The sequence below is a fragment of the Dyella jiangningensis genome, assembly GCF_003264855.1.
GTDB lineage: Bacteria > Pseudomonadota > Gammaproteobacteria > Xanthomonadales > Rhodanobacteraceae > Dyella > Dyella jiangningensis_C.
The window spans coordinates 1840572-1852286 of sequence record NZ_NFZS01000001.1; the positions used below are offsets into that span (position 1 = coordinate 1840572).

General features: G+C 66.2%; 10 protein-coding genes. 2 read left to right on the forward strand and 8 right to left on the reverse strand.

Annotation, left to right across the window (positions count from 1 at the left end; all coding sequences use genetic code 11):
• The first annotated feature begins 26 nt into the window (after window positions 1-26).
• Complete coding sequence (locus CA260_RS08235) at window positions 27-2774, forward strand: putative bifunctional diguanylate cyclase/phosphodiesterase (protein ID WP_172461749.1); 2748 nt, start codon at window positions 27-29, stop codon at window positions 2772-2774.
• A 623-nt stretch (window positions 2775-3397) separates the two neighbouring features.
• Here CA260_RS08235 and msrA read toward each other — a convergent pair.
• Complete coding sequence (msrA, locus tag CA260_RS08240; RefSeq protein ID WP_111982259.1) at window positions 3398-4102, reverse strand: peptide-methionine (S)-S-oxide reductase MsrA; 705 nt, start codon at window positions 4100-4102, stop codon at window positions 3398-3400.
• Between the two features lie 178 nt (window positions 4103-4280).
• On the opposite strand from msrA, the gene CA260_RS08245 reads away from it, so the two are divergent.
• Window positions 4281-5102: an arylamine N-acetyltransferase family protein gene (locus tag CA260_RS08245; protein ID WP_111983063.1), complete on the forward strand. Its 822-nt coding sequence runs from the start codon at window positions 4281-4283 to the stop codon at window positions 5100-5102.
• Window positions 5103-5108: 6 nt separating this feature from the next.
• On the opposite strand, the gene CA260_RS08250 is transcribed toward CA260_RS08245, so the two are convergent.
• The 7 genes from CA260_RS08250 to CA260_RS08280 all read right to left on the reverse strand — a co-directional run bounded on the left by CA260_RS08250 (window position 5109) and on the right by CA260_RS08280 (window position 11622).
• Window positions 5109-5330, reverse strand: a complete 222-nt coding sequence (locus CA260_RS08250) for an RNA-binding S4 domain-containing protein (protein ID WP_111982260.1) — start codon at window positions 5328-5330, stop codon at window positions 5109-5111.
• A 265-nt stretch (window positions 5331-5595) separates the two neighbouring features.
• Window positions 5596-6030: a barstar family protein gene (locus CA260_RS08255; protein ID WP_111982261.1), complete on the reverse strand. Its 435-nt coding sequence runs from the start codon at window positions 6028-6030 to the stop codon at window positions 5596-5598.
• Window positions 6027-6428 (reverse strand): ribonuclease domain-containing protein, encoded by a 402-nt coding sequence (locus CA260_RS08260; RefSeq protein ID WP_111983064.1) that lies wholly within the window; start codon window positions 6426-6428, stop codon window positions 6027-6029. Before CA260_RS08260 ends, CA260_RS08255 begins: the two co-directional genes overlap by 4 nt.
• Before the next feature lie 104 nt (window positions 6429-6532).
• Entirely contained in the window at window positions 6533-7258 is a 726-nt protein-coding gene (locus CA260_RS08265) for a DUF4440 domain-containing protein (protein WP_172461751.1), read from the reverse strand.
• A gap of 82 nt (window positions 7259-7340) precedes the next feature.
• Window positions 7341-8183, reverse strand: coding sequence for a DUF72 domain-containing protein (locus tag CA260_RS08270; protein WP_111982263.1), 843 nt, complete (start codon window positions 8181-8183; stop codon window positions 7341-7343).
• Window positions 8184-8315: 132 nt separating this feature from the next.
• Window positions 8316-9131 (reverse strand): helix-turn-helix domain-containing protein, encoded by an 816-nt coding sequence (locus CA260_RS08275; RefSeq protein ID WP_111982264.1) that lies wholly within the window; start codon window positions 9129-9131, stop codon window positions 8316-8318.
• Between the two features lie 49 nt (window positions 9132-9180).
• Window positions 9181-11622 (reverse strand): DUF3772 domain-containing protein, encoded by a 2442-nt coding sequence (locus tag CA260_RS08280; RefSeq protein ID WP_111983065.1) that lies wholly within the window; start codon window positions 11620-11622, stop codon window positions 9181-9183.
• Window positions 11623-11715: the final 93 nt, after the last annotated feature.

The window sequence follows — 11715 nt, forward strand, 5'->3', positions numbered from 1 at the left end:
TGAGGTGGTCGTGTAAAAGGGACGCCATGGATTCCATCCGTAGCACCTCGCTAAGACCGCTGGAACGACGCTTGAGGCCACTGGCCTATGGGCTGGTGGCCGTCATCGGCCTGATCCTCTTGTTTACCTGGGGAGCACTCCAGGTCCAGGTCACTCTCGCCGGGTTTCTCAACGGCGAGAGTGTCTGGAGCAAGGCGCAGAAGCAGGCGGTGATCGACCTTTCCATCTATGCGGAAACCGGCAATGCCGAACGCCTTGCCGCATTCGAAGACAATTACGGACTGCTGATGTCCGATGGCTGGGCGCGCGATGCGATCGCGTCCGGCACCTATGATCGTGGGGAGGTGGATCGCGCGTTCGAGCGCGGGAAGATCATGCCCCAGGCCAAGCCCGGCATGATCTTCATGCTGCGCTGCTGCACCCACGTATCGCACATGCACGAGGCGGTCGCCGTATGGCGCGCGGCGGACGTTCCGCTGAAGCAGCTGGGCGCGATCGCCGACGAGCTCAAGCAGGCGGCGAGGCACGGGTCGCCGGACGAGCCTGAAACCGCGCGGAGGCTCGCGCGCATCAACGCCCTCAACGACGAACTGGAGCCGCTGACCAAGCGTTTCTCGCTCGAGGTCGCGCAGGGCGCCATGTGGCTGGGGCGCGTGCTGTTCGGCAGCGTGGTGCTGGTCGCCAGCCTCGCGCTGCTGCTGTGGCTGGTGATGGCGCGACGCATCCTGATCGGCATTCGCGGTACCGAAGAGCGTTACAGCCTGCTGTTCGACAGCGCGGCGGACGCCATCGTCATGGTGGACGAAGCGACCGGGCGGATCCTCGGCGCCAACCGCACGGCGATGCAGTGGACCGGGCTGAGCATGGAAGCGCTGATGGGCAAGGCCTTGCCTGAATTGTTCGTGCCGCTGCTGCACCGTTCCGACGGTGCGGTGACGGGTGAACTGCATACCCGCGATGGCGAGATGCGCCCCGTGGAAATGCGCAGCAGCGTGGCGTACTGGGGTACGCAGAGCGTGCACCAGTCGATCATGCGCGACATCACCGAACGCGTGAGCCTGGAGCAGCAGCGCCGCATCGCCTCCGAGGCCATGGCCAGCATCGCCGAGGGCGTGATCATCGCCGACGCCGACCGGCGCGTGACGCGGGTGAATGCGGCGCACATCCGCATGACCGGCTTCACCGCGCAGGCGCTGCAGGACGTGCGCTTCGACGACCTGCGCTGCATGCCGGACGGCTCGCCGCTGCCCGATTCCGTGTGGGAGACGATCTACACGGAAGGCAATTGGGTCGGCGAAGTGCGTACGCGTCGCATGGACGGCACGACCTATCCCGAATGGCTCAGCATCAGCGCCATCCGCGAGGCGGAAGGGCAGGTGCAGCACTACGTGGCCGTGATCAACAACATCAGCACCGCCAAGGCCAACGAACAGCGCCTGCAGTACATGGCCGCGCACGATCCGCTCACCGGCCTGGCCAATCGTGCGGAGTTCGAGCGGCGCTGCGTGCAGGCGGTGGCGGCAGCCGAACGCGATCGCGGCATGATCGCCGTGCTGTTCATCGACCTGGACGCGTTCAAGGCCGTGAACGACAGCTACACCCATGCGATCGGCGACCACCTGCTGGTGAAGGTGGCCGAGCGCATCGCCTACGAGCTGGGCGACAAGGGCCTCGCCGGCCGCATCGGTGGCGACGAATTCACCGTGCTGATGGACGACCTCTACACGCGCGAAGAAGCCAGCGCGATGGCCGGGCGCCTGCTCACTGCGCTGGCCGCGCCGGTGGTCGTCGGCGACTACGAGCTCGCGCTGAGCGCGAGCATCGGCATCGCGTGCTACCCGCTGGACGGTACCGACGTGCCCACGCTCATCACCAATGCGGACGCGGCCATGTACGCGGCCAAGACGGAAGAGCGCAACGCCTTCCGCTTCTACTCGCCCCGCATGCAGGCGGATGCCCGTCGTCGCATCGCGCTCGCCTCGGAGCTGCGCAAGGCCTTGGCGGAGGACGAGTTCCACCTGCAGTTTCAGCCCACGGTAGAGATGCGCAGCGGGCGCGTCGTGGCGGTCGAAGCGCTGTTGCGTTGGCATCACCCGGTGCGCGGACGCATCCCGCCCGTGGAGTTCATTCCCATGGCCGAGAAGCTGGGCCTGATTCGCCGCATCGACCAGTGGGTGCTGCAGGCCGCATGCCGGCAACTGGCCGAATGGGACCATCTCGGCCTGCCGCCGCTGCGCATGGCCGTGAACGTGTCGGCCCACTGGTTCGGGCAGGCCAACTTCGTCGACGACATCCGCGCGCTGCTGGAATCGCAGCGGCTGGCGGCCGAGCGGCTGATGCTGGAAATCACCGAGGGTGCGATCCTGCGCCTGGGCGAAGAGATGGAGCGCACGCTGCACGCGCTGCACGCACTCGGCGTCGGCGTCGCCATCGACGATTTCGGCACCGGTTATTCGTCGATGAGCTACCTGAAGATGCGCGCCATCGCCTACCTCAAGATCGACCAGAGTTTCGTGGCGGGCCTGCCGGAGGATGAAAGCGACGGCGCCATCGTGGAAACCATGCTCACGCTATGCCGCAAACTCGGCATCAGCCCGATCGCCGAAGGCATCGAGACCGAGGAGCAGCACCGCTTCCTCCTGCGCGCCGGCTGCACGGAAGGCCAGGGCTATCTCTATTCCAGGCCGATCGAGCCCGAGGAAATCGTGCAGCTAATGACCGTGGGCAAGCGGCAGGGCAATTCGCACCTGCGCCTGGTGCCGCCGGAAGTCTGAGCAACTTTCCCTTGTAGGAGCGCACCCAGTGCGCGACAAGCCTACGAAGCGTGGACGGCGTGGCGTTGCGGTCGCGCACTGGGTGCGCTCCTACAAGTTACGCTGCAGTTCGATGCGACCCCAACCCCGGCAGCACCGAAGTCCCGCGCATCAAGCCTTGCCTGTCTCTCCCACGTAGGAGCGCACCCAGTGCGCGACCGCGGCGCTGCAGTTCACCGATGCATGCGGCTATCGCACACAGGGTGCGCCCACAAAAAAAGCCATGCACGCCCAGTACAGATCCGCCGCCACACCTATTCCGCTGGACCGTGCAGCGCGAGGCATCAGCCCTGCTGTCTCCCTCCCCACGTAGGAGCGCACCCAGTGCGCGACCGCGGAGCCGCAGTTCGCCGATGCGCGCGGCTATCGCGCACAGGGTGCGCTCCCACAAAAAAAGCCATGCACGCCCAGTACAGATCCACCGCCACACCTGTTCCGCGCCAGACAGTACAGCGCGAGGCATCAGCCCTGCCGGTTTCGCTCCCCACGTAGGAGCGCACCCAGTGCGCGACCGCGGAGCCGCAGTTCACCGATGCATGCGCCTGTCGCGCAAGGGGTTCGCTCCCAAGAAAAGCCACGCACCCTCAGTGCAGATCCACCGCCACCACCTGTTCCGCCGGGCGATACAGCGCGGGGAACCGCTGCTTCAGGTGCACCACCTTCGGCGCATCGTTGAACAGGATGTAGGGTTCGTTCGGATGGCGCTCGGCGTAATCCTGGTGATATGCCTCGGCGACGTAGAACGCCTTGAGCGGCGCCACCTGCGTCACGATCGGATCGGCGAACGCATGCGCCGCCTTCAACTGCTCGATATACGCCGTGGCGACGCGCTTCTGTTCGTCGTTGCCGTAGAAGATGACGGAGCGGTACTGCGTGCCCACGTCCGCGCCCTGGCGGTTGAGCTGGGTGGGGTCGGTCGCCACCGAGAAGTACACCTTGAGCAGTTGCCCGTAGCTCACCTTGCCCGGGTCGTAGAGGATCTTCACCGACTCGGCATGCCCGGTGTCACCGTCGCTGACGCGCTCGTATTGCGCCGTGCCAGCCTCGCCTCCGCTGTAACCGGCCCAGACCTTCTTCACGCCTTTCACGTGCTCGAACACCGACTGCAGGCCCCAGAAGCAGCCGCCCGCGAGCACGGCCACCTGGTCGCCCTGCTGGGGAGCGGCGTCCACGGCGGGATCGGGCAGGGTGGCAGCGTCAGTGCCGGCGGCGAGGCTGCAGGCGCCGAGTCCGGCCAGCAGAAGCAGGCCGGCCAGGGCGGGGAACAGGGAAAAGCGGCGGATGGTCATGACGGAACGCTCCATCGGACGGGCAGGAAGCGGCCACGCAAGCCGTGGCCGTCACCCATCTATTCGTCGCCGGGACGCCCGCGGTTACGCGCATGCTCTCACCGGCACGAAGCCGGCGTGCGAAACCGGCGGCAACGCGGTGTTATGGTGCGCGTCCCACGTCCCCATGGGTATCTGCATGAGCCATGTGATCGACCTGAACGCGTACCTGCGCCGCATCGGCCACGACGGACCGGTGACCGCCGACCTGGCCACCTTGCGTACGATCACCACCGCGCACGTGGCAGCCATTCCATTCGAAAATCTCAATCCGCTGCTGCGCCTGCCGGTATCGCTGGAGACGGCGGACATCGAACGCAAGCTGGTGCACGAGCACCGGGGCGGCTACTGCTTCGAGCAGAACGGCCTGCTGCTGCAGGTGCTGCGTGCGCTCGGCTACGACGTGTCGGGCCTGATCGCGCGCGTGCTGTGGATGAAGCCGGAGGATGCCGTGGTGGCGCAGACGCATATGCTGCTGCGCGTGGAACTGGCCGGCGAGAGCTGGCTGGTCGATGTCGGCTTCGGCAGCATGGCATTGAGCGGCGCGCTCAAGCTGCAGCCGGACATCGAGCAACCCACCGGCAACGAACCGTTCCGCCTGCTTCACCGGCAGGGCGAATGGCGCATGCAGGCACAGGTGAAAGACGAGTGGCGCACGCTCTACCGTTTCGACCTGCAACCGCGGCCGACGATCGACTACGTGGTGGCGAACCACTACACCTCGACGTATCCCGAATCGCACTTCCTGCACAGCCTGATCATGGCCCGCACCTTGGCGGACCGCCGACTGGGCCTGCGCAATCGAGAGTTCGTGGTGCACCACACCGGCGGCGAATCGGTGCGCCGCGCACTGGCGGGCGTCGACGAGATCAAGCAGGTAATGCGGGACGAGTTCGGCATCCGCCTGCCAGCGCATCCCGATCTGGACCGCAAGCTCGCGGAGCTGCCGGCGGCCGAATGAAGGGTGTCACTCCGCCGCGTGCACGTGGATGACGATGTCCTCGACCTGCACGACCTGGCCCGCATGGATCTTGCAGGTCTTGCGCAGCTCCTGCTCGCCGTCCACGGAAACGACGCCGCTGGCCACGATGGCCTTGCCGGCGCCGCCGCTGTCGCACAGGCCCACCAGCTTGAGCAGCTGGTTGAGTTCCACGTAGTCGCGGTCCAGTTCAAATTCGAGCTCGTGCATGGGGCCTATCAATGCTATTTGCGTGGCTCGCGCCGGGAGCTTGTTGCCCGCCAGGCAAGGAAGAGAGAGGGAGTGTACGTCAGTACACGACCGAGGGATGACGCGGCATGGTGGGCAACAAGCCCCGCCCCGAAGGGTGATCCGTCCGTGATCGCCCAGCGGCAGTGCGTGGGTTGACCTGGCCGCCAGCCAGGCCCGCGCCACGCACTGCCACTGAATGGCCACGGACGAACCCCGCGAGATACGCGGATAGCATCGACGGGCCCTATTCTTCCACGTCGTCGAAGGCGCTTTCGGGCAGCGCGAAAAATACGAAGAACGGCGAACCGGCGTCCTGCCAGTAGTCCACGGCTTCCTCGAGGATGTCGAGCAGGGTGTCGAAGTCTTCCTCGTGCGTGTCGCGCATGCCTTCGGCGTGGTCGAACAGCAGGATGAAGCCGGGTGCCTTCAGCCAGGAGAGGTCGCGCATGCTGTCGGCCAGCGCATCCCAGTTGCGGCCGAAATCGGCCGGCAGGCGCAGTGCCTGGGCCAGGCGATCGAACAGTCCGTCGCGATCGGTGTAAGCGGCAAGGTCGATGCGGCAGACGCGCAGGCCTTGCATGCCCGCGGCTTCGGCCAGCGGTTCGAGATCTTCCGAGGTGACGAAGAAGATGCCGCTGTGCGCCGCATCGCCAAAGTCGAGATCGAACTGCGCATTCATCGGGCTACCTCGAACTGGCGGAACGTGCGGTAGTGGTCGTCGGTGTAGTAATACGTCACCGGTGGCGTGCCGCCGGTGATGATGCGCCGAGCGCCGCGATAGTCCAGGCCGGGCGTTGCCACCGTGTACTCGTGGTAGTAACCCTCGGGCTCGCGTGGCAGCCGGCCCTCGCGGTTCTGGAACACCACGCCGTCCTGCCGATGCTCGAACGGCCCACCGCGCGCGATGCGCGACAGCACGTCCGCCGCCTCGGGCGGAAGGAACGAAGGCAACGCCGTGCCCGCTTCATGCGGTACGGCGAGGCCGCCGGGTGGCGAGGGCTCGGGCGCATGACGCCCCCACATGAGGGCAGCGATGGCCAGCACGACCAGCAGGACAATGGGTTTGAGTGCGCGCATGGGCGGACGCTTCGTGGCGAAGGCGCGAGTGTAAAGCTTACGCTTCTCCAGGTCGCGTCGTGCGCACAGCGCAGCCGGGGCCACGCCATGCCAGGCATCGCGACTCAGCCGATTTTCCTGAACTCCACGCCATGGCCTTCGCGGCGCGAATGGAAGCCGGTGACCTTGCCCTGCTCGTCGCGTTCGAACACGCGCCTTGCCCGGGGTTGCCCGGGCGTGAACAGCACGTCGCGCACTTCCGCGAGCAAGGGCGTGGGCTTGGCGCCGTTGGTCGCGCTGAACAGCTGGCCGCCCTGGCGGGTGATGGCGACGCTGAGTCCGGGCGCGGCCTCGTAGGTGCCGACGTACTGATCCATCTCGGCCGCGTTCAGCGCATGGGCCGGCGGGTCATCGGACAGTGCCACCGTCTGGCTGGAAATCATCCGCCACGCATCGCCTTCGTTGAGCCACACCTCGGTGGAGCGGAAGCGCGGCGTCATGGTCTGCTCGCCGACCTTGACGGTGGCATTGTCGGTGAAGCTCGTCACCGCCACGTTGCCATGGATCTCGATGTTGAAATCGGTCTGCACCAGGTGGTTGCTGACGTTCTTCGGGCCGGCCGGGCCGGGCGCCACGATGTCCTTCTTGGTGGCGATGTCGCCACCTTCGTTGATGAAGATGACGCGGTCGTCCAGGTACTTCGACAGCGTCGCCGTGTCGTTGGAGGCCGATGCGTCGGAAAATTCCTGGGACTGCCGGCGGATCAGCGTGGCGACATCATCGGTGGCCTGCGCCGGCACGGTCACGGCAACAGCAAGCAGGGTCATTGCGTAAGGCAAGACGTATCGCATGGTGGCCTCCTGGAAGTGGCGCCAATGTATCGCCACCACAGGAGGTTTCATGTGCCGGTCGTCCTGTCGCCGGCGCCGGCTCTCAGCGCGAAGCGTCCACCCGCTGCTGCAAGGCCATGGCCGCCGCCGGGTTGCGTTCCTTGGCGCTGCTGATGAAGTAGATGAAGACGTCGCGCGCCTTCGCCTTCTTCGTGGTCGCCGCCACGTGGGGTAGTTCGGCGGGGTCGCCACCTTCGGCCCACTCGAGGGCGCGCGCCGTCCAGGTGTCTAGGTCATCCGCGGCGTAGCCGGTATCGATATGCGACTCGCTGCGCATCAACCGTGCATACGCAAAGTCGCCGGTGAGGTCCGCGAGCGATGGATATTTCGGCGAATCGGTGAACACGGTGGGGATGCGGTGTTCCCGCGCGAGTTCCACGTAACGCTCGTCGAGGAAACTCTTGTGGCGCACCTCCAGCACATGCCGCATGGGCTGCCCGTCGAGTTCGCGCGGAAGCAGATCGAGGAACGCTGCGAGGTCATCGGCATCGAACGGTCGCGACGGCGGCAGCTGCCACAGCACGGGACCGAGGCGATCGCCGAATTCCGCGAGCCCGCCGGACACGAAACCGTCGATGCCCCGCGCCGTACCGGCCAGCTTCTTGCCTTCGGTGATGTAGCGCGGCGCCTTGAGCGAGAAGACGAAGCCTTCCGGCGTTTCGGCCGCCCATTTCGCATAGGTGGCCGGTTTTTGCGCGCCATAGAACGTGCCGTTGATCTCGATCGCGCGCAGGTGACGGCTGGCGTATTCCAGCTCGCGCCGCTGCACGAGGCCCGACGGATAGAAGTTGTTGCGCCACGGCGCGAAGTTCCAGCCGCCGATGCCGACACGAACGCGGGCGGCGGGACCTTTGGCAGGCGAAGCGGAGAACAGGTCACTGGGCATGGCGCAGTCCCGAGCAAGGAGCAACCGATTGTAGCCACGCCCCCGCCCCTCATGTAGGAGCGTACCCAGTGCGCGACCGCAGCGCTACGGATTCCCTGCGTCCGCGGCACCCCGGTCACCGAACTGAACCATTCAATCCAGCGGCAGATGATTCATATACGGCCCGCGCGCCGCCATGAAAGCCGTCGGCGTCATGCCGGCGAATTCACGAAACTCATGCACGAGATGCGACTGGTCGCCGTAGCCGCCATCAGCTGCCACGCGACTCCAATCCACGGTCCCGCAGCGATGCACCGTTTCCACCACCGCGCGGAAGCGCAGTAGCCGCGCATAGCGCTTGGGGCCCATGCCCACCTGCCGCCGGAACAGCCGTCCAAAACGATAGTCGGATAATCCCGTTTCGCGCACCAGCGAACCGATGCGGGCCACCTGCGGACAGGCACCGATGCGATAGAGCGCATGCAGCACCTCCGGTGCGAGGCGGGGCATGTGCATGTGCGCGAGCAACCAGCGCTCCAGCACGCCAAGGCGCTGCATGGCATCAGGGGTATCGAGCAGTCGTTCGCGCAGGCCGCGCGCCCGACTGCCGAAGATGTCCTCCAGCCCGATATCGCGCGCCATCAGCGATTCGTGGTCTTCGCCGGTAAGCGCATGCGCGCCGCCGGGACGGAACACCACGCCCATCACGCGTATCTGCTCGGCAGTGTCGATGATCTGGCTGCGCAGGCAGGGGCCGCCGATCACCGCTGCCGGCGCACGCACGCAACGACGCTCGGCGTCGTCGGTGTAGACGCGCGTTTCATCCTCGTGAAGATTGATGATGAGCGCAGCGCCCGGCACCGGCAGCACGCGCTCGTAGTGATGCGCGGCAGGCGGCATGTCCCAGTCCCACAGGCGGGCAACCAGGGCATCGAGCGGTGGTGCGGGGGCGACGGCGTGGAATCCCATCGGCTGGCTCCGGGCGGTGCCGGGAGTCTAGGCCGACACGTGCGCCATGTCAGGTCTTGGTGCCGGGCACGATGGTCGTGGGCTGCGGCGCGCCAGCGGTATTTTCCGGATGCATCGTGCGTACCACCATGTCCTGCGGCGTGGTGAGCGGCATGTTCGACTGGCGCAGGCGATCAATGATCTCGAACAACAGATCGCTCTTCGTATTGCCGGCATCGCGCGGGTTGTTCACGTAGGCCGTGCATACGAACAGCAGCGAGCCCGCGTCAATGCTGTCCAGCTGCACGTTGGGCGAGGGCGTATCCAGCGTGGAAGGATGGTTGCGGAGGATGTCGAAGATGATCTGGCGCACCTTGGCCGGATCCGTGCTCAAGGGCATCGGCAGGCGGATCTGCACGCGGCCCTGCGCGTTGGCCATGGTTACGTTGCGCACGTTCTGGGTGATCAGCTGCGAGTTCGGCACGATCACCGTCGAACGGTCGCCTTGCTGGATTTCGGTGGCGCGCACGTTGATGCGGCGGATGTCGCCTTCCACGCCGGCGATGCTGACCCAGTCGCCGACCTTCACCGGCCGCTCCGCCAGCAGAATCAGGCCTGAGATGAAGTTCTGCACGATCGCCTGCAGGCCGAAACCGATACCGACGGAGAGCGCGCTGGCCACCCAGGCGATGCTCTGCACATCCACCTTCAGCGCGCCCAGTACCAGCACGAACACCAGCACACCGCCCACGTAGCCGAGCAGGGTGACGATGGACGACTGCATGCCGACATCCAGCGTGGTCTTGGGCAACAGCTGTGTACCGAGCCAGCGCTTGATCAGGCGCACGATGACGCCGCCCACCAGCAATACCAGCATCGCGTTGAAGATGCTCGTCGGATTGATCGTCAGCGTGCCCAGCGAGCGGCCGGCGAACAGCTGCGAACCACGATCGATCAGCTCGTTGGTGCCTGCGCCGTAGGGCGCCAGCACGAGCGGCACCGCCAACAGCAGCAGGAAGGCACGCGCGACGCCCGAAATCACCGTGGCGGCCTGTTCGAGCCGTGCCGGCGCGATGCCGAAGGTGTCTTGCATGCGCTGGCCGCTGCGCGAATCGGGCGACAGCAGCGATTCGCACAGGTCGTTGACCAGGTGCATCAGCAGATAGAGCAACGCGATCAGGAAACCCGCGCGCATCGCCTGCCGCGCCATGAAGAACGCAAGCGCGATGTAACCGGTGAGTACGCCCGCCAGCACGATCACCGTCGTGATGAAGGCGGCCGCGACCAGCAGGCCTACCCACAGCGGACGCTTGGCCGGCGTGCCGCCGCTGGCGATCAGCGCGCGGCGCGCCTTGCCCATGCGCACCAGCGCCGAGGCGAGCAGCAGGCCGATCACCGTGGCCGCCAGCGCGTTGGCGGCCATGGCCGTACCCAGGCTGGCGCCGATGTCGCCGGTGATCTGCTCCACGATGCCCAGCAGCAGCATGCTCAGGGCGAGCAGTGCGGGGAACAGCGACAGCCGCCGCGCGAGATCGTCCGAGATTGGCGGCAGGCGCCACGAAGGGCGCCTCACGCTCAGCATCGCGCGACCGATGCCGGCCATGCTCGCCGCGATGAAGGTCAGGCGCACCAGCGGCTTGGTGAGATCATCCAGTTCTTCGTCGAAGACGCCGTTCCAGTTCACGGCGAGATAGATCAGCCACGCGGCGATGCCATACGTGAGCATGGTGATCAGCGTGATGATCAGCGCCAGGGCGCTGCGGCGCAGATGGCCGGAGGGCAGGTATTTGCTCGCCAGATCCAGCACCTTGTGTTCGAGCAGTCGCCGCCCGACCACCAGCAGCGCGATTGCTGCCAGCAGGCACAGGATGAAAGGCACACGGTTGGCCGGCTGCCACGCCTGCGCCAGTGCACCCTGCATCGACGCACCCAACAAGCCAAGGCTGGCGCGATCGTCCGGCAGGTTCTGCGCAAGACGCGACCAGAACGGTTTCGCCAGTGGCGAGGCGGTGCGCTGGAAAACCTGCGCCTGGAACAGGTCGCGGCGCAGGCCGGCGATCTGCGTGATGAGCTGCTGGCTTTCCAGGCTCAACGACTTGGCCTGCGTGAGCTGGCCGTCGAGGTCGGTCTTGTCCTTGGTGAGCTGCTTGCGCTGCGCGGCGACTTCGGGCGCTTCGGGCGGCGCACCCTTGACCGGCGCGGGACCCAGCACGTCGAGCTTTGCTTTCATTGCGTCGACCTGGGGCACCAGGCTGGCGGCGAGTTGCTCCGCCTGCTGCTGTACGGTGGCCGCCTTGCTGCGCGCATCCGTGAGCAGGCTGTCGGTGAGCTTGCCCTTGTCCGTGATCGCCTGCTTGATCTGGTCGAGCTGCGCGCCGAGCTGGTCGGGCGTGGCCAGGGTGGCCTGCGGAATCTGCGCCGTCGCCTGGTTGTTGTTGCTCTGCGCGATGGCGGGCGAGACGCCGGCGACGGCGAGGAAAAGTGTCAGCAGCAAGCGGAACGCGATAGGCATGACGGCATGATCCGGTCGCATGCCGGACGGGTCAATGAATAATTGGGTTTGACGCGCCGTTCAGCGCGCCACGTTCACGCTGTGCTGATGAAG

Coding starts and splice junctions, on each gene's coding strand:
- CA260_RS08235 (WP_172461749.1), top strand. CDS start 27: ATGGATTCCATCCGTAGCACCTCGCTAAGACCGCTGGAACGACGCTTG.
- msrA (WP_111982259.1), bottom strand. CDS start 4,102: ATGACCATCCGCCGCTTTTCCCTGTTCCCCGCCCTGGCCGGCCTGCTT.
- CA260_RS08245 (WP_111983063.1), top strand. CDS start 4,281: ATGAGCCATGTGATCGACCTGAACGCGTACCTGCGCCGCATCGGCCAC.
- CA260_RS08250 (WP_111982260.1), bottom strand. CDS start 5,330: ATGCACGAGCTCGAATTTGAACTGGACCGCGACTACGTGGAACTCAAC.
- CA260_RS08255 (WP_111982261.1), bottom strand. CDS start 6,030: ATGAATGCGCAGTTCGATCTCGACTTTGGCGATGCGGCGCACAGCGGC.
- CA260_RS08260 (WP_111983064.1), bottom strand. CDS start 6,428: ATGCGCGCACTCAAACCCATTGTCCTGCTGGTCGTGCTGGCCATCGCT.
- CA260_RS08265 (WP_172461751.1), bottom strand. CDS start 7,258: ATGCGATACGTCTTGCCTTACGCAATGACCCTGCTTGCTGTTGCCGTG.
- CA260_RS08270 (WP_111982263.1), bottom strand. CDS start 8,183: ATGCCCAGTGACCTGTTCTCCGCTTCGCCTGCCAAAGGTCCCGCCGCC.
- CA260_RS08275 (WP_111982264.1), bottom strand. CDS start 9,131: ATGGGATTCCACGCCGTCGCCCCCGCACCACCGCTCGATGCCCTGGTT.
- CA260_RS08280 (WP_111983065.1), bottom strand. CDS start 11,622: ATGCCTATCGCGTTCCGCTTGCTGCTGACACTTTTCCTCGCCGTCGCC.